Here is a 17,982-nt window from a genome sequence, read left to right as displayed (position 1 = left end):
CCCACCCAGGCGGGTCCGACCAGGAGCAGGCGGGCGGGATCATAGCTGTGGGCGATGCGGGTGTTGTGCGGAATGAAGGCGTCGTATTCATTGTAGGGTGGTTCTGCTTCGCCAGCGTCGTCCACTGCGGAGACCGCCTCTAAGATCGATGATGATTCGCTCACCTTACTTGCCAATCAGCATAATCAGTGCTTCCACCGAGATTAAAATGATAATGATCCACTCCAGAATGGTCTCCCGATGATGGCGGCTGGCGACGATCATGACTTCCAGCCCCTCATGAATCGCGTCGAGTTTTTCGTCGAGGGCGCGAAAGCGGCTGGTAAGTTCCAGATCGGCGGAGAGTTCACGGGAGAGTAGTTCCAGGCCCGGTGTCTCCCAGACAATGTCGGGATTGTCCAGCACCGCCAGACGGGAGAGGATTTCGGTGCGGGTGGCGGAGGTCGAGGCGAGAAAGCGCAAATGTCTGTCGCGCCGTCCCGGTAAGCGTCCGGTACGAGTCACCTCCGAGAGCAGGTTCAGAGTGGTTTCCAGCAGGTTTTCAACGGCTTCCTCATGAAGTTCCAGGGCAAGGCTCTGGGCCAGGCGCAGGGCTACGAGGAGGATCCGTTCTTCGTCGAGATTTTTGAGGATGACGCCGTCGCGACCCACGCCATCGCGCTCGCCGACCCGAACCGCCAGCTCTTCAACCTTGGGGTCGGCGATGGGGGTGAACTGTGCCTGCACGGTAGCGATGACTTTTGCCTGCAGAGCCGGTCCCGCGCCGAAAAAGCAGAGGACGCCGGAGCGGAAGAGTATCACCCAGGTGTCTCCATCGCGAAGCAAGCGGTGGGCGGGCGTGTTTTCTACCAGGTCCATCTCAAAATCTTCGCGCCAGCTTTTGAGGGAAATATGACGTACCGGCTGGATGGCGTGGAGGATGCTATTCATGATTCAGGCCTTGGGGAGCAGTTTGCCCGGATTGAGAATATAATCCGGATCAAAGACTTGTTTTATGGCGCGCTGGATGCTGAGGTTTTCCGGGCTGAGTTCCAGCGGGACATAGGCACGCTTGCTGCTGCCGATGCCGTGTTCGCCAGAGAGCGTTCCACCAAGCACCAGTACGGTCTGGAAGAGTTTTTGCAAACCGTGCTGAGCGCGGCGCATCTCGTCTTTATCCTGGGGGTGGACCAGAAAGTTGACATGCAGGTTGCCGTTCCCGGCATGTCCGAAGCTGACGATCTGCAAGGACTGGTCTGCGGCAATCTCTTCGATGGTCACCAGCAATTCGCACAGACGGCTGACCGGCACGACCACATCCTCATTGATCTTGAGTGGTGCCATGGCCTTGGTGGCGGGAGACAGGGACTTACGTGCCGCCCATAGATCGGCAATGGCGGCGGCGTCAGTTGCTTCCAGAATCTCCAGATTTCCTTCCCCAGCCAGTGCCGCACGGATCGCCTGCATTTGCTCGGAGATGGTGACCACCTCGCCATCCACTTCGACCATCAGCAGGGCGTTGCTGCCTGCGGGCAGGTCGCTGGCCGCGCCCATGGCGCGCACGGCAGCCAGGGCATGGGGGTCCATGAGTTCGATCGCGCTGGGGATATGGCGCTGCGCCATGACCCGCTGTACCGCCGCACAGGCACTTACCGTGTTGCCATAGGCGGCGCGCAGGGTGGCGTTGGCGGCAGGCCGAGGCAGCAGGCGCAAGGTGGCCTCGGTGATGAGGGCGAGGGTGCCTTCGCTGCCCACCAGCAGGCGGGTCAGGTCATAGCCGACCACGCCCTTGCTGGTGTGGACCCCGCAAGACAGCGTCTCGCCAGTGCCGGTGACAGCGCGCAGGCCTAGTACATAATCGCGAGTGACTCCATATTTTACGGCGTGGGGACCAGCGGCGTTCATCGCCAGGTTGCCGCCGATGCGGCAGTAGGAGCTGCTGCCGGGATCGGGGGGGTAGAATAGTCCGTCGGCCTGTACATAGGCACTGATCGCGGCCGTGATGCATCCAGCTTCGACGGTGATAGTGCGGTCGACCACACTGTAATCGCTGATTTTCTGCATACACTCGAAGCTGATGACAGCGCTGCCGGGCACCGGTTGAGCCCCGCCGACATTCCCGGAACCTGCTCCACGCGGGACAAGGGGCAGACGATGGCGTCGGGCAATACTGACGATCGCCTGCACCTCTTCGTGGCTGTGGGGGAAGAGCACCATCACCGGCGCACAACTCCCCGGCGTCTCGTCGCGGCTGTAAATGGAGATGGTATCGGCATCGTCGCGCACCCGCTCCGTATCGAGGGCGGCGCGCAGGGCGAGGGTGATGGTGCTGACGTTCATGGCTGGCTCTCCCGGATTTTCTGCAAGAGGGTGGTGGTGCTCCGCTCATGACGGAAGGGAATGCTGAGCACGCGGCCGCCCCTGGCCTGTACCCAATCGGCACCGACAATACGTTCTGTTGGCCAGTCGCCACCTTTAATCAGCACGTCGGGTTGGAGATGCTGGATAAGTTGCAGTGGAGTATCCTCGTCAAACAGCGTGACAAAATCCACTGCCCGTAATCCGGCGAGCACCGCCATGCGATCGTCTTCGCTATTAATCGGGCGATCCGCACCTTTGCCGAGGCGGCGCACCGAAGCGTCGCTGTTGACGCCGACCACCAGACAGGCACCCTCGGCGCGGGCTTCGGCGAGATACTGCACATGACCCCGGTGCAGCACATCAAAAACACCGTTGGTGAAAACCAGCGGTCGCCGGAAGGCGCAAGCTGCCTCCAACCTTTCCGCGTCACGAAACACCTGACCGGTGTAAGGCGTGGAAACAACGGCGTGGTCCGCAAAGCTGGCATCCACACCGTTGCAGAGGGCGTGGATGAGGACGAGGTGGACTTCTTGAATACGCGCGGTATTTTGTTCCGGCACACGCAATTCAATATCCGCAGGGCGCAGGAGCGACGCGAGCTGTCCGCCTTCCTTGCCCGTAAGGGCCAGCACCCACATGCCGCGCTGCTGGGCGGTAAGAACCGCGGCGAGCACATTGGCGGAGTTGCCCGAGGTGCTGAATGCGACCAGACAGTCGCCGGGACGACCCAACGCCTCAATTTGGCGGGCAAAAACCTGTTCGTAGCAGGCATCATTGGCGATGGCCGTAAGCACGCTGCTGTCGGTACTGAGGGCGATGGCGGGCAGAGCGCGGCGCGTCGTCTCGAAACGGTTGATCAGTTCCGAAGCCAGGTGCTGGGCATCGCCCGAAGAACCACCGTTGCCGCAGCTGAGCACTTGCCCGTTGGCTTGCAAGGTGGCAATCAAACGTTGGCTGGCTTGCGCGAAGGGCGCCGCCAGCGCCGCCGCCGATTTCTCCTTGCAGAGGATGCTGGCGCGCAAGGCGGCATCCATCCAGTCATTGGTGGTCATGGGCTGGGTACTCTAAAGGCATCACGAATCCAGTCTGCCGAGGCATCACCGTCAAGGGCGACGACATCAAAACGGCAGGGACGTAACCCGTGCTGTGGGTTATGCAACAGGAAATATTCAGCGGCGCGGATCAGTCGCTTTTGCTTGCGCCACGTGATGCTGGCCGCTGCACCCCCCTGCCGATCATGGGCGCGCTGGCGCACCTCCACGAAGACCAGGGTTTCGCCATCAAGGGTGATGATGTCAATTTCGCCCATCCGGCAGCGATAGTTGCGTGTCAGGGGATGTAGCCCGTGCCCGGCGAGTAGGGCGACGGCGCTGTCTTCACCCTGCTGACCTAAATTCTGGCGTGGTGATGGCATGATTCAGGTACCCGGCTTGGGCACTCCCGGCAAAGGTACGATTCGGCCATTCTCCACTTCCATCCATTCCATGTCACGTATGATCTGGTTGTGGGTGACAAAATGGAGGATGCCGGTGGCGCCAGCCAAGCTGCTCGTCATATCTTTATCCAGAACACGCTCCGCCATCCGGTAGGTATCGAGTCCGAAGGCTGCCATACGCCACTGGGCATCGCTGGCGTTTGGCAGGGTGGTGCGTAGCAGCCGCACCGCTTGCGGCCAGCTTTGCCCAGAGTTGATGATCCAGGGCATATCAACGGACTCAATGCCGGAGAGCCCTCGCGTGTCACTGGGTAAGGCGGCGCCGTGCAGCAGCGCCGGACTGAAAATCGGCACGCGCTTATTGACCAACCGGATGGAGGAAACGGCGGCGTTGGCGTTTTTCGCATTGGTGACCAAAAAAACAAAGCTGTCTTGTCCTTGTGACCCGTTCAGGAGTCGTTGCGCTTCATCGGTGAATGTGTGTCCCGGCAGGTAGGTGGCGACACCACCGACCTCCCCCCCAAGCTTCTTCCAGGTCGCGATAAAGTCTGCCTGAATGGCGGCGCCACTGGAGTTCTGCGGATAAAGCACGTAGGCACGACGATAACCCGCCCCATAGCTCTGGACGGCAATTTGTTGCGCGGCGACGTCACGGCTCAGACTCAGGGTGTAGAGCCCCGACTGCTGCACACCAGGCACCACTCCGAGAGCGATGATGGGCGGATCGGAAGGTTTCCTGACGGCGGCGACGGCGTTGATATCTTGTGGCAGCCAGGGGCCGACAAAGGCTCTGCACCCCTCCTTTATCCCACGTTTAAAAAGTACGGCGGTGTAACTGGGGTTGCCGGTGGTCCGCAGGGCACGCACGGCAGGACCAGATTGTAATTGCGCTGCCGTTTTCATTCCGGCGGTGATGGCTTGGGAGAGGAGCGCATAGGGTCCGCTGGAGGGTAACAAGGCGCATATGCTGCCGAGTGCCGGATTGGGCGTAGAGGTGTCGGTGATAGCCGACCTGTGGTCCGAGAAGTTTATGAGAGGGTGCCCCGGATGCGCCGTCAGCCAGGCACTGATCGCCGCCTGCCGCTGTTGGGGATCGGGGTTTTGCCGGGTGATCAGGGCGACGGCGAGCCATTCCTGCACCAGGGGGTTGCCACTGCGTCCCTGCCAATTCTGAAGCTTCGCGGTTGGCTGCGAGTCAAGGAGGGCACGAATGCGGCGATGATTTTCGGCGATGTCCCTGCCGCTCAGGAGGCTATCCCCTTCGATCAGGAAATTCAGTGCGGTGAGTTCGTGACCTTCCTGGGTGTAGAGCGTGGCCAGGGTGCCCATGGCCTGAGCGCGCACTTCCTGGGGCGTGCCGCTGATGGCCAGCAGCTCTTCGAGGTTGCCTTTGGCACTGGGGGTCTGTCCCTGATCCATGAATCCTTGCGCGCGGACCCAAAGTGCCGCACTGCGTAGCGCGGCGTCGTCATGCTGCAAACGCAGCACTTCGTTAGCCAGCAATATGGCAACCTGCGGCTTGTGTCCCTTCAAAGAGGCTTGTGCGGCTTCCATCAGGTAATGGACTTGAGTTTGTCCCCGCGCCTCGGCGGCCGCGCGGATGTAATCCTTGGCCGCCTCCAGATTGTGCCCCGTGGCCGCGAGCCGGCCGGCGCGCTGCGCCGTCAGTGTTTCAGGGGTGCTGGTTGGTGTTTCGACCGACGTTGGCGCTGGATTCGACGGTGGTGGCGTCTTCTGTGGCATACTCGCACAAGCGCTCAGGCCAGTGGCCAGGGCCAGAGTCATCAGCAAGCGCAAAGAGGTTTTTAGGGCTGCGGGGGGCATCATGAGCAGAGTGTATGGAGAAAGACGCAAGTGTTCAATGACCGAAACACAACCTCAGCCGGGGGTATGGTGATGAATGGCCATGCCGAACCCGCGGAGAGCGGTGCCGGGCAACTGACGATCATCGCTACGCCCATCGGCAACCTCGACGATCTCTCCCCGCGCGCGCAGCGGGCCATCAGCACCGCTCCCCTGATTCTGGTGGAGGATCGCCGCCACGCCCAGCGGCTCTTTCAACATCTGGGTGTGCAGCCCAAAACGCTGGCGCTGCATGAGCATAACGAGAGGGCTTTGGCTCCGCAGATCGCCCAGCGTATCGCCGCCGGAGAGCATATCGCCCTGTTGTCAGATGCGGGAATGCCGCTGATTTCCGACCCGGGGTTTCCGTTGCTGGCCCTGCTCCGGGAGCAGCGGTTGCCCGTGACCATTATTCCCGGCCCCAATGCCGCGTTGGCCGCGTTGGCACTGTCCGGTCTGCCCAGTGATCGCTTTAGTTTCGAGGGCTTTCTGCCAGCCAAAGGGGGCGCGCGGCGGGCGCGGTTACAGGCCCTGCAACTGGAGCCGCGCAGCATGATTTTTTATGAGGCGCCGCATCGAATTAGTGGGACCTTGGCGGATATGGCTGAATTATGGGGCGCGGATCGCGGGGCGGCGCTGTGCCGGGAATTGACCAAAATGTATGAGGAGTGTCTGCGGGACAGTCTGGGTGGGCTGGTAGCGCTGCTGCAGACGCATCCTGACAAGGTACGCGGCGAGATGACGCTGGTGGTGGCGGGAGCGCCGGAGCAGACTCAGGAAGAAACCGATGCCGATCAGTTGCTCAGCCCGCTGCTGGCTGAATTACCGCTGGCCCAGGCCGTGCGTATCGCCGCGAATCAGAGCGGCATGGCCCATCGTTTTCTTTATACGCGCGCGTTGGCCTTGACTTCTGATCAAGGCCCCGCTTAAATACGGCCTCTTGGCCCAGGTAGCTCAGTCGGTAGAGCAGAGGACTGAAAATCCTCGTGTCGGCGGTTCGATTCCGTCCCTGGGCACCATCTAAACCAGTAAGTTGCATCACAAAAATCCATGGACTTATCATCGTGCCGCCAAACCCGGGGCGGATACGTGCGCCTTCCCAAGTCGTCAGGCCCATGTTCGGCAATCGGCTATCCGCGCGGCTGGTGATCAACTCGGCGGCGGTCTGGCCGTGGATGGCGTAATGCACCTTGTTTTGCACCGTGGCGAAAAACTGCTGAGTGAGCGGATGGCGCGCGTCGTAATCCACGCTGGTGGCGTAAATGTCGGTGATTTTCTGAATAAAAGCGCCGCTCACTGGTGCGGATGTCTTGCAGACGGCGGGTCAGCTCGTCGAAATAGTCCCGGCCCTTACCGGGGTTCTTCAGACGCGCGTCGTCCAGCACGAAACCCTTGATGATATACTCCTTGAGTTTATCGTTGGCCCACTGGCGAAAACGCACGCCTACCGGGCTGCGCACGCGAAAGCCGAGGGCGAGGATCATGTCGAGATTGTAGTGTTCCACCTCGCGGGCCACTTCACGCCCCCCCTCGATTTGAACTGTTCGGAATAACCGAACAGTTGCCGCCGGCGTCAACTCCCCATCCTCAAAAATGTGCCTGATGTGCTCGCTGATGGTGCCCTTGGCCTTGCCGAATAGCTCGGTCAACTGCTTCTGATTGAGCCACAGCGTTTCCGCCTCCAGCGTCACGTCAATGCGGGTGGAGCCGTCTTCGCTTTGGTAGATTAGAAACTGATTAGGATTCTGCATCCATCAACTCTCATCGGCCTTAATTGGAACAGGGATGAATCCGTACCGGCCATTATTTGTGCCAGTAAAACGGATAAAATTGGCTTTATTCTCCATATTCAATGGAGGATCGTCATTCTCGAAAATGATGACTTGGGCGGTTTTAAATTCATCCGAAATGGACTTATAAAATTTGTCTTTCACATCATGTGAAAAACCAGCTTCGTCAGCATCAGGTTCGCGGTAGACCACGAGCGGAGAATCAATCAGCACGAATCCGGGATGTGGCATTTCACGATTGCGACAGTATTTCAATAGCGCCAAGTTGAAAGCCGAATGAGCAATTGCCCGAACCCCTTTTCCGTGGCTCGCTCGAGCCCGCCCTGAGATCACGACATCTTGATCATTCTCGCTGAAGGTTACTCGATCTAGCCCAGGGAAATGCCAAGTGCGCAGCAAAGACTCAACTTCCTTACTGAAAACCTCAGCTTCGTCGGCACGGACGCGCGCTGACTCAAGCTCCTGCCCTTTTTCGGGCATCTGGCCCCTAATCTCAGTCATCAGTCCTTGTAATTCGTTCACGCGCGCATTGAGTTCAACTGCACGACGGTAGGTGTCCCTAGTCGCTTGGCTTTCGTGCAATCGGAGTAATGCAACCTCAACGCGAGGTTTCAACAAGTCCGTGAGGTCTACTGCAACCGCGCGGACACGCCCCTTCGCCTGCTCACATAGATCGTGTAGCCGTACGATCTCCTTGTCGTTGTCTGTCCTGGTCAAATGCAAGTCTAAAATCAGAGCCCTGATCTTGGCTGCTTCGGCAAGGCAAGACTGCGCCACATCCTCTGGGGTCGCTTCAGCCTTTTGATGCTCGTGCTCCTGATGTTCGGCTGTTGCACCGCACACAGGACAGCGTTCCTCGTTCATTTGGCTCAAGCGAGAGCCCGCTTCCGCAATACTTTCAAGCCGACGACGGTCCGATAGATACTGCTGCTCAAGTAACGCAAACCTGCGTTGCAACTCACGCAAGACACCTGACCGCGACTCAAGTTGGCGTAAACCGTTCAACTCTTCTCGGCGCTTACCCTCCAGCAATGCAGCATTCTGCTGCTCAACGGCAAGCTCCTTCTGTGCCGCCTCATACAGAGTTTCAACCTGGGTCAGCTTGTCTTGCCAGGTCTGCACATCGCCGGATAACTGCATCTCGGCCACGCGCCCATTGGTTTGTTTCAGAAGCAAGTCCAACATCTCGATCTTGCCTGCCTGCCTGCCTTTTGAAACCTTTGGGTCCTCACTGAAAATCACCGAGCCGTCATCAACCCCCGTCAACAGTAACCGGAAGACGGCGCTTTCTGCTGTGGCGGTGGTGTAATGCCCAGTAAGAATTGGGGAGGTCTCGCTGATGACAGTTTCTTCGTCAACCAATATCAGTCGCGCCAGATCCCGAAAGCTGACCTCACGGGTCTCGCCGAGTTTGTTTTTACGAACCTTCTTTCCAGTCAAGCCGGACAGGCCGAGCAAGTACTGCGATACCGAGTCCTTGTTGTCTGCGTTGTGTTTTGCGGATAGGTTTTTGTCCGCCTTTCCTGCGCTGATGAGTGTGAAGTTGCCGCCTCGAATCGACCTCTCCAACACTATCTCATTGCCATTCTCAGAATAATTCAGTGCAAGGCGGACGGTCTCATACCTCTCCGACTCCGGAATGGGTTTGGGGACTTCCTTTCCGCCAAGCATGTAGTCAATGCACTGCACGATGAAGGTCTTCCCTGTATCTGAAGGGCCAGATACGACATTCAATCCTTCCCTGAATCGCACCTCGGCGTTCGGAACCCCACCTCCGAGCAATGTCAAACCTCGAAGTTGAAATCCTGCTATAACCATTCAGCATCCTCCACTTTCAGCACTGATTCCATGGTGAATTCTGCACCCCACTCGCCGACTTGGGAGTTGGCTATCTTCATGAACTCACTGTCAGACATCTCCTCAAAAAACGACACGAGCCATGCCGCACGCTCTCTCAACTGTGTGGAATAGTCAGAGGACAGTGCGTCTAAAAAAGCTGCCGTTCTCTCTGTCGCTGCAAACATCACTCCCGACTTGGTGTAATGGCGCTCTAACAGGCCCCGGCTTTGATACAGCATCAAACCTTGTTCAAGAACAGCGCGGCGCACCAATAACTCACCTCCACGATGCGGCGTTTTAGGGTGCAACCCTGGCGGACCACCGGGTAAGTCATCGGAGTGAACTAGCAAATAATCCGAAACCACCATCCGCTGAAGCGAATACGCCGATGGGAAGGCCTCACTCAGGAGTATCAAAGCTCGAAGCCCAATCTCAATCGGTCCGTTGAACGGTGGTAACACCTTGACCTCGACAGATTCAGTCATTTTACCCACTTGACCTTTCCATTATTAGCGAGCTGGTGACAAATCCCACCCTTGTCGCGGAGCGACAAGCGTTCCTTGAGTGCGTGGTCGGTAATGGGGAGTAGCTTGGCAGTCTTGACCACAGAGAGCACGCGCCTATAACCATCTGGATAGTCTCCTCGGATTTCATCCTTGATGCCGCCATGCAGTTCGTCTTGCAGTTCCTCGAATGTGCCAGGAGGCAAGGTGTCGCGAGAAAATGTCCGTAGGGCTTCAGCGCTGTAGAATTCCAGCCGCGCGTCATTGAAGTGCTCCCTTACATCGTCGTGAGCGCCCAGGTTATCCACCGCCGGAATTGCGCACTTCAGATGGTCGCCATAGGCATCCAACAAACTTCGCACATAGATCATCTCGTGGGCGGCGATCTCTACGGGGGGTGGAGCAACCTTTGGCCGGATTGGAAGACCACCACCAAATCTTGTGGCATACCATCGCGTCTTGGCGTGCTGGTCAATGATTTTCAATGATGGCACTGCCTCGAAAATCGAAAAATCCAGTACATCTAGGTACGTGCGAAGTGCAGCGTCGAGCGCAACTTCGTTAGTCGATGTAATGCCTTGCTTGCAATGCTTATCCCAGTTGTCAATCAACTGCGCCTTGAGTTTGTCAGGCTTCCGCAACAGATTTGACAGCGTGGTCCCGGCTCCTTGTGGCGCGATGAAAAAATACTTTCGAGGGTACGTGTATTCCTTGGTGTAGGTGTAGTAAACCAACTTGCCTAGCTCAACCCAACTATCTCCAGGGGTAAGCCTATTTTTGTAGTGCTTACACTGGTAGTTGTCCCAGATCGCAGGATTTGCCTTGTCGAACGCAATGATGTCACGGCCCATGTCGCCGGCACCGCCGCATCGCTCAACGTTGCCGTACTGATCTCTCAGCGAGTCGGCCCATTCGAGAACGAAGTCCTCCCACTGTTCGGCGCTGAAGATTCGTATCCGCTCGATGGGTGGAATAGGCAAGCCAGCAGTCACTAAATCCGCTGATGCGGTAACTCCGCCCGATGGTAATGGCAATGGGCTGGATGGAATCATGATACCCTAAACACCTTCATCACCTCATCCCCCAGATGGTTGATCACCTTCACCGCGATACGCCCGGTCGCTGGCTTGTCAAAAGGCCGGGAGGTGTCGCTGTTCAGCGTTGCCCAGGCTTCTGCGTCGATCTCCGCTTTCAGGGTGGTTTTCAGTGATTTGTAGGGGTCGTTGGCGCCGAGGAAGTAGGCTTGGCGGACGAAGAAGCTTTCTTCGTTGTAGTCGGTGTCGATGAACCAGCAGGCGATGCCGTCGGGGCCGTCGCTGTGGACTTCGCCGCTGTTGGGGTGGAAGACGTCGACGCCGTTGACCTTGACACAGATCTGGCCGTCTTTAGCGTCGAGGATGTCGATGTCGGGTTCGCCGAAGATGACGAAGAGGTTGCCTTTGCCGGTGTTCTTGAGGTCGTTGGCCATGTGCAGGTCGGCGTTCATGCGCGCTTTGAGGACGGGGACGCGACCGAGTTTGTCGAACTCGCTGGCGTGGGCGTCGTAGTTGAAGGCGCAGGCGATGAGCACGTCGAATCCGGCGTCGGCGGCCTCTCGGGCGGCGGCGACCAGATCAGGGCGGGAGACGGTGCCGAATTCGGGGCCGACGAAAATGGCGGCGCGGCGCTCGGTGCTGCCCCCATCCGGTCCGGCGGGTTCCAGATAGCGGCCGTCGGCGCAGACCAGATCGCCCGGCCAGGGGGTCAGGGCGGTGAAGTTGATCTTGCCGTCCTTGTGGGCCTGCTGCACTCCGGCGGTTTTGAGGTTTTCGAGAATGATCTGGGTGAAGTCGCGTTCCTCACCGTAGCCAGAGCCCTGATCGCCGATTTTGCTGGCGTTGGGGTCGATGAGTTCATCATTTTCATCCACGCCCAGTACACGGTGGGGGGAAAGGCTTTCGACGGTGAAGGGACCGGCGACGCGGACTTTCTTCTTGTCCTCATAAGGTTTGTCGTAGAGGTACTCGGAGTCGGCCTTGGCGGCGATGGAGGCGTCGATTTCATTCTGGCGGGCGATACGGGCTTGCCACCAGTCGGCGTGCAGTTTCTTGGCAGCATCTGACCATTTTGCATCGGCCTCGCGGGGGATTTCCCATTCCTGCCATTGCTTGCCCAACGCCTTGTTCAATTGCTCGCGCAGCGGTTCCAGTGCCTGCTGGAACTTGTCCCAGATGACGTCAATCTCGGCATTGTTAGCGATGGATTTCAGTGTGATGTGCGGTACGCGCTCATAGACAAAACCCTGACGGATGTTGCCGCGCGTAGGCTGGCTGGAGGGAACGGTGCGGGTTATTTCGCCCTCCTTGATCTGGCCGTCGCGGCTGTCGGCGAGCAAGTAGTAGGGATAGCGCGCGCCCATGATGCGGGCGCGGGCCAGTGCGAGAGCGACGCGGGAGGTATCGAGGGTGATCCAGCGGCGCCCCCATTGTTCAGCGACATAGGCGGTAGTGCCAGAGCCGCAGGTAGGATCGAAGACGAGGTCGCCGGAGTCGGTGGTCATGAGGATGCAGCGCTGGATGACAGTCGTCGCCGTTTGAACGACGTAGACCTTTGAATCCCCAAATCCCGATTGCCGTGTGTCGTCCCAAATGTCCGCGTGTGCTTGGCAGGCGAAGTCGCGAAATGGACGGATGAATCCAAGTGTGCGGCCGGAATAGGTAAGCCGCTGGGATTTACGGAGACGCTCCATCCCTGTCACATTTGTTTTCCAACCGCCTTTTCCTGGCAAGAAGGTCTTTCCGCAGAAAGGATATTCGAACAACGTTGTTGAACTACCCGACTGTGAAGTAATGGGATTCATTCTGGCTATGCGGTGGGGTTTCTCACAGGCAGGTACAAATTCCCCGGCAGCGTTAAAATCGAACCGAAAATTGGCGTCTGCTTCAACATCTCGTTCAAACCAAGGTCGCCGGAATTTTATGTCGGGGAGAGATTTGGCGAACCATAGTACGAAGTCCCGTGTGCTATCGAGCGCGGCAGATGCCTTACCCGTTGTGGTGCGATAGACAATTTGACTTACAAAATTGGTCTCTCCAAAAACCTCATCCATCACCGCCCTTACCCGGTGGACATTCTCATCCCCGATCTGCACAAAGATTGACCCCGACTCGGTCAACAAATCCCGCGCCACGGTGAGCCGGTCGCGCAGGTAAGTCAGGTAGGAGTGAATCCCGTCCCTCCAGGTGTCGCGAAAGGCCTTGACCTGTTCCGGCTCGCGAGTGATGTGGTCGGTGTTGCCGTCCTTGACATCGCGACTGGTGGTGGACCACTGGAAGTTGCTGTTGAATTTGATGCCGTAGGGCGGATCGAAGTAGATGCACTGCACTTGGCCGCGCAGGCCCTCGCGCTCGGCCAGGCTAGCCATGACCTGCAGGCTGTCGCCGAGGATCATGCGGTTGGCCCAGTGGGCGTCGTGCTGGTAGAACTCGGTCTTGGCGTTGGCGTTGGCGTCGGGCAGGCCGTTGAAGTCGGCGAAGAGGTCGATCTGCTGACCGTCCTCCTGCTCCGCCGCACCCGGTGCCGGGTTCCGCGCCTGAAAGCGCCGGAGGTCGTCGATGAGGACTTTGGGGTGGACCTTTTCCTGAATATAGAGGGGCGGCGCCTGCACCACGAGGCTGGACCAGTCCTGCCGGTCCTTGCCGCGCCAGATGAGCTGGGGGTCGAGGTCGGGATTGCGGCCGCGCTTTTCGTCCTCCAGCCCGGCGGCCTGCCGGGGGTACTCCACCCGCACCGGCTTTTGCTCATCCTGCCGCATCACCGCCTGATATTCGGCGGTGGGGATGTTCTTGCGCGTCGCCTCGTCGTGGGTGAGGGTTTCGATAGTCAGGGATGGTTTAGGGCTTTTGGCCATTTTTTACTCTTTATGCAGACGCGTTTGCGGATATTCGCTTTGGCCGTATCCCAAGCCGAAAAATGGTCAGATCCCTGGCGTAGAGCATTTTCCCGTTGGATCAGTATTTTTCCGTGCCAGACGAAGGACTCCATCATCTGAAGTTTTTCACTGACAGTGAGTTCACTCAATTTGGGCAAGGCGGTCATGGCATCGCTCCTGATAGGTGGGAACCCACCACGCTGGAAATTGTTCGATCAAAGAATAACGCAATCTGACGGACAAAATCTTCCTGCATCAGCCAGACATCCGTAAACTCGGCGAAGGCCCAGCGGCCGTGGCTGCCGAGGTTGTTGACGCCGGGCACCCAGTAGGTGTCCATGGTGGCTTTTTTGTCCTTGGCGTCCTCGCCACGATAACCCTTGATCTCGACGATGAGATTCAACAGATCATTATCGCCATGGCCGTCGTCCACCCGCACGATAAAGTCTGGACGGTAGATGCGGGATTCAGAGCCGTAGCGATAGGGCACTTCAAAGCCGAGGTTGTGGTTTTTCACATAGGCACGCACGCGGGGGTGGGCCTCCACCACGCGGCAGAACCCCCCTTCCCAGTCGCTATCGAGTATGACCCAGTTGAGCGGACATTTGGGCGGCGGACCGCTGGTGTCCCAGCGTTCGGTCTTGGAGGTGTTGAAGTTGACGTGGGCGGTGCTGCCGCTGGGGTTGTAAGGGTCAAGCACGACGTGGATATGGCGCTGCGCCTCTTCCGAATGGTCCGTGAGCATGGCGCGATTGATAGCGGTGATGATGCGGCTAGCGGCCATATCGGCCAGCATCTTGTATTTGAGTTGCGCCGGATATGTGCCGCCCTTGCAGGTCAAATAACCATCGAGCCATTGCCGGGCAATACGCTTGAGCTGGCCGAAGAGGTAGAGTTTCGGCGCACCGTCTTTGTCGCGGAACTCGTTGAGCAGCAGGTAGGAGGTCAGTTCGTAGACTACCTGTGAGGGGCGCACGTCACCGGTATGGACGAGGTTGAGGTCCACCGTCTCGCCGATGATGCCGGAGTTGCGGGTCTCGGTGGCACCGACCAAATCGGGCGTGAGTTCCAGGACAGAGTCGGCATCAAAGCGCGCCGCGAGCGGCGTTTCCGGTAGCTCGACGCGGTAACCCTGCACTCGCGGAAAGCGGATTTCCAGGGCATCGCGCTCGGGTCGCACGGCTTTGACGTGAATGGTTTCGCGGGGTGGTTGCGGCGGCGCCACCACCGGCTTGGCGGTGAAGTCGAAGGGAATGCCCAGCACATCGGCATACTCGACGTTGAACAGCCCTTCCTCATTCAGATCGTAGGACTGGCGCCGTAAAGCGCGACCGATGACCTGCTCGCAAAGCAACTGGGTGCCGAAGGCGCGCACCCCCAGCACATGGGTGACGGTGTTGGCGTCCCAGCCCTCGGTCAGCATGGATACGGAGACCACACAGCGGACGGAATCGCCCAGTCGACCCGGCTTGCCGACGGTGTTCATTGCTTCGCGCAACAGTTCCTGATCGCTGATGCTCTGACCCGATTGCAGATCGCCGCTGCGCTCCACCATCTCGCGGCGAAAACGCTCGATCTCATCAGCCGCCATGACGCGGAACTTGTCGTCCAGCGCATCGCCGGATTCCAGTTGTTCGCTGTCGATGAGCAGGGTACGCGGGCGGCCCAGCGCGTTGCCGTGCTCGTCATAATTGCGAAACAGAGGCAGACGGCCTTCCACCAACTGGCTGGAACCGTCTTGCTGCGCCTGCTGAAAACCGGCGATGTAGTCATAGACCAGCTTGGAAGTGGCGGTATTATTGCAGACGATGATGAAGCAGGGCGGTACGGCAATGTTCGCCTGCTCCCAGAGCTTGAAGGTCTTGTCGTAATGACCATAAAGAGCATCCAGCGCCGTCTGCAAAGGAATCGGCATGGCCCGCGGGTCTATGGGGTTGCCTTTGCCGCGCCCAGGCTTGGGCATCTGGCTGCGGATATGCTCCCAGAGGTTGCGGAACATGGGCATCTCGCCGCCGGGGATATTGTCCGCCACCGGCACCCGCGGCAGCTTGACGATGCCGCATTCGATGGCATCCATCAGCGAGAAGTCACTCATGGTCCAGGGGAAGAGCGTCCCCTCGGCGTAGCCCGAGCCGCTCAGGAAAAAGGGCGTGGCGGAGAGATCAAACACCCGTGCCAGCCCGAGCTTACGCTGCACCGCTTCCAGCCCCGATATCCACAAGCGGGCGGCGGCGCTGTTCTCTTCGGCCTCCTTTTTCTCGTCGCCTTTGAGATCGTCGTCCGTCGCATCGGGTTTCTCGCGGTAGCAGTGGTGAGCTTCGTCATTGATGGCGATAATGTTTTTCAGACCCATGAGTTCGGGCATGACGCGCTGGAGCATCTGGCCTTCCGTCTCCAGCGTGTTCAGCGCCTCGCCGCCCTGCCCCTGGAGCAGGCGGCGACCGCCCTTGGAAAGTTCCAGCCGCTCGCGCAGTTTGAAGGCATGGTAGTTGGTGATGACGATGCGGGCGCGTTCCAGATCAGCCAGCATATCTCCCGGCACCAGTTCGCGGCTGGCGTAGTAGCTGTCGGGATCATTGGGTTGCAGCACGCGCAGGCGGTCTTTGATGGTGATGCCGGGCGCTACGATCAAAAAGCCCCGCGTGAATTTTTTGCTGTTGGGGTGCCGCACTGCGTTGACGGTCTGCCAGGCAATGAGCATGGCCATCACCGTGGTCTTGCCCGCACCGGTGGCCAGTTTGAGCGCCAGACGCAGCAGGTCCGGGTTGGCATCGTGACTGGCGTTACTCAGGTGATCTATGTAGGTCTGCGCTGATTTCCCCATCTGCGGGGCGACTTCGGTCAGCCAGATGGCGGTTTCCACTGCTTCGATCTGGCAGAAGAAGGGACGAATGCTGCTGAAAGCGTGGTGCCGCCAGTGTTGCAGCAGCCGTGCCGTTTCCGGGGTTACCCGCCAGTCTGCGGGGTTGGGGATGCCGCGCCACTGGTTTACTTCGGCACGCACGCCGTTGATGAGCGCGGTGATGTTGTACTGCTGTTCCTCAGTCGAGAGCCCCTGCCCTTGGTCGAGCACCAGCGATGCTTGCCGGCCGGACCCTTTTTGCTTGCGTGGCCGGGGAATGGGGCTGATGAATTCCGCTTTGCGGCGATTGTCGATGATGCGTTGAGTCGGCTGCCCCTGCTCATCCAGCTCCCAATGACGCTGCGGATACGCATAGGGGGAATTGAGGATGGGTTTTTCAAAGAAAGGGTTTTGCATGGTTATTTATGGTCTGCGGCGGCCAAGCTTTCTCCCCTTTATAGCCTATAAAGGGCCTGCTGGCGACCTGGAGACGGTCCACCCTCCTTGCCGTGAGCCGCTATAATGGGACGGAAGACATAAAACCCGCAGTATGGTGACACTGGCTGCCATTTTCCCGGAACACGGGATGCCCGTTGTGGTATGGGCGTATAGGGGGTGGCCTGGGAACTGACCTTACAAGGTGACGCCGCCGTGTTGCCGGATATCCCATGAACCCGCCTGGCGGGAGGAGGTGAAGCATGCAACGCGTAGCGGGTGCCGTGATGGGCGCCCTGATTGGTGATGCGCTGGCTTTGGGGTGTCATTGGTACTACGACCTTGCCGAACTGCGGCGGGAATGTGGCCCCTGGATTACCGACTATCTCACGCCGCGCCCCGACCGTTATCACAGTGGCCTGCTTGCGGGCGATATCTCGCAAACCGGACTGCTGCTGGTCATGCTGATGGAGTCGTTGGTGCACTGCGCGGGTTATGAGGAGGACGATTTCACCCGTCGGCTGGATATGGAACTGTTCCCGCAGTTGGACGGCACGCCCATGCAGGGACCGGGGGGCTACACCAATCAATCCATTCGGGAGGCCTGGCGTAAGCGCGTGCCAAAGCATCGCCCATGGGGAGAATGCGCCGGGGACGCGGACACGACGGAGGGTGCCGAGCGCGCCGTTGCCATCGCTGCCTTTTATGCCCTGCAGCCGAAAAAAATGGCGGAGGCGATGTGTAGCAACATCGCCCTGACCCAGCATGATCCGGCCATTGTCGCCATGAGTGTCGCCTTCAACGCCGTTTTGGCCCAGTTGGTCTCCGGCGCTTCGTTGACGCCGCAGATTGGCACCACGCTCATGGCGCAGGTGCGCAGCGGAGCACTGCCATTCCACATGGTTACTCAAGGCCACCTGCAGCCACCGTCGCAGGGTGGCGAAGGGATGCGGGCAGGCCAGTTCACGTCGCCCGACGCCTTACTCACGGCGGGATATGCCGCGCTGGCCGCCGCGGATCCCGACATCGTCATTGAACCCGCCTGG

13 protein-coding genes, 1 tRNA gene and 2 pseudogenes are annotated in these 17,982 nt (G+C 59.0%); 3 read left to right on the top strand and 13 right to left on the bottom strand.

What is annotated here, in order from left to right; all coding sequences use genetic code 11:
* Window positions 1–165: 165 nt before the first annotated feature.
* From HF921_RS06905 to HF921_RS06885, 5 genes are read right to left on the bottom strand one after another with little or no spacing between them, the layout of a single operon-like run.
* A complete protein-coding gene (locus HF921_RS06905) occupies window positions 166–930 on the bottom strand; it encodes an RMD1 family protein (RefSeq protein WP_064219411.1) in 765 nt (254 codons plus the stop codon).
* A 3-nt stretch (window positions 931–933) separates the two neighbouring features.
* Window positions 934–2,319: an FAD-binding oxidoreductase gene (locus tag HF921_RS06900; protein ID WP_215893565.1), complete on the bottom strand. Its 1,386-nt coding sequence runs from the start codon at window positions 2,317–2,319 to the stop codon at window positions 934–936.
* Window positions 2,316–3,392, bottom strand: a complete 1,077-nt coding sequence (gene rfaE2, locus HF921_RS13755) for a D-glycero-beta-D-manno-heptose 1-phosphate adenylyltransferase (protein ID WP_064219409.1) — start codon at window positions 3,390–3,392, stop codon at window positions 2,316–2,318. The genes HF921_RS06900 and rfaE2 overlap by 4 nt, the downstream gene beginning before the upstream one ends.
* The gene (locus HF921_RS06890) at window positions 3,389–3,754 is read right to left on the bottom strand and encodes a YraN family protein (RefSeq protein WP_064219408.1); all 366 of its coding nucleotides are present in this window, start codon (window positions 3,752–3,754) and stop codon (window positions 3,389–3,391) included. Before HF921_RS06890 ends, rfaE2 begins: the two co-directional genes overlap by 4 nt.
* Before the next feature lie 3 nt (window positions 3,755–3,757).
* A complete protein-coding gene (locus tag HF921_RS06885; RefSeq protein ID WP_215893564.1) occupies window positions 3,758–5,602 on the bottom strand; it encodes a penicillin-binding protein activator in 1,845 nt (614 codons plus the stop codon).
* 69 nt (window positions 5,603–5,671) lie between these two features.
* Here HF921_RS06885 and rsmI point away from each other — a divergent pair, with 69 nt between their 5' ends.
* Together rsmI and HF921_RS06875 are read left to right on the top strand one after the other, a co-directional pair.
* Entirely contained in the window at window positions 5,672–6,547 is an 876-nt protein-coding gene (gene rsmI, locus HF921_RS06880; RefSeq protein ID WP_215893563.1) for a 16S rRNA (cytidine(1402)-2'-O)-methyltransferase, read from the top strand.
* A 13-nt stretch (window positions 6,548–6,560) separates the two neighbouring features.
* Window positions 6,561–6,636 (top strand) — tRNA-Phe (locus tag HF921_RS06875).
* Window positions 6,637–6,758: 122 nt separating this feature from the next.
* On the opposite strand, the pseudogene rhuM reads toward HF921_RS06875, so the two are convergent.
* The 8 genes and pseudogenes from rhuM to HF921_RS06840 all read right to left on the bottom strand — a co-directional run.
* Window positions 6,759–6,866, bottom strand: a pseudogene (rhuM, locus tag HF921_RS13660) (RhuM family protein); the annotation flags it as partial.
* A 49-nt stretch (window positions 6,867–6,915) separates the two neighbouring features.
* Window positions 6,916–7,368 (bottom strand): annotated as a pseudogene (locus HF921_RS06870) (virulence RhuM family protein); the annotation flags it as partial.
* A gap of 3 nt (window positions 7,369–7,371) precedes the next feature.
* The gene (locus tag HF921_RS06865) at window positions 7,372–9,225 is read right to left on the bottom strand and encodes an AAA family ATPase (RefSeq protein WP_215893561.1); all 1,854 of its coding nucleotides are present in this window, start codon (window positions 9,223–9,225) and stop codon (window positions 7,372–7,374) included.
* Complete coding sequence (locus tag HF921_RS06860; RefSeq protein ID WP_215893560.1) at window positions 9,216–9,731, bottom strand: ABC-three component system middle component 2; 516 nt, start codon at window positions 9,729–9,731, stop codon at window positions 9,216–9,218. Before HF921_RS06860 ends, HF921_RS06865 begins: the two co-directional genes overlap by 10 nt.
* Window positions 9,728–10,801: an ABC-three component system protein gene (locus tag HF921_RS06855; RefSeq protein WP_215893559.1), complete on the bottom strand. Its 1,074-nt coding sequence runs from the start codon at window positions 10,799–10,801 to the stop codon at window positions 9,728–9,730. The genes HF921_RS06860 and HF921_RS06855 overlap by 4 nt, the downstream gene beginning before the upstream one ends.
* Window positions 10,798–13,638, bottom strand: coding sequence for a site-specific DNA-methyltransferase (locus tag HF921_RS06850; protein WP_215893558.1), 2,841 nt, complete (start codon window positions 13,636–13,638; stop codon window positions 10,798–10,800). The genes HF921_RS06855 and HF921_RS06850 overlap by 4 nt, the downstream gene beginning before the upstream one ends.
* On the bottom strand, window positions 13,611–13,826 hold the full coding sequence (locus HF921_RS06845) for a hypothetical protein (protein ID WP_215893557.1): 216 nt from the start codon (window positions 13,824–13,826) through the stop codon (window positions 13,611–13,613). Before HF921_RS06845 ends, HF921_RS06850 begins: the two co-directional genes overlap by 28 nt.
* On the bottom strand, window positions 13,823–16,918 hold the full coding sequence (locus tag HF921_RS06840) for a BPTD_3080 family restriction endonuclease (RefSeq protein WP_226834377.1): 3,096 nt from the start codon (window positions 16,916–16,918) through the stop codon (window positions 13,823–13,825). The genes HF921_RS06845 and HF921_RS06840 overlap by 4 nt, the downstream gene beginning before the upstream one ends.
* 281 nt (window positions 16,919–17,199) lie before the next feature.
* Between HF921_RS06840 and HF921_RS06835 the strand changes: the two genes are divergently transcribed.
* Window positions 17,200–17,982 (top strand): ADP-ribosylglycohydrolase family protein (locus HF921_RS06835; protein WP_215893556.1); only part of this gene is annotated, 783 nt, incomplete at its 3' end.

It is taken from the genome of Acidithiobacillus ferriphilus, from assembly GCF_018854775.1.
Taxonomy (GTDB): domain Bacteria; phylum Pseudomonadota; class Gammaproteobacteria; order Acidithiobacillales; family Acidithiobacillaceae; genus Acidithiobacillus; species Acidithiobacillus ferriphilus.
The sequence above is the reverse complement of the archived record's forward strand: the minus strand, read 5'-3'. Positions and strand labels throughout refer to the sequence as shown.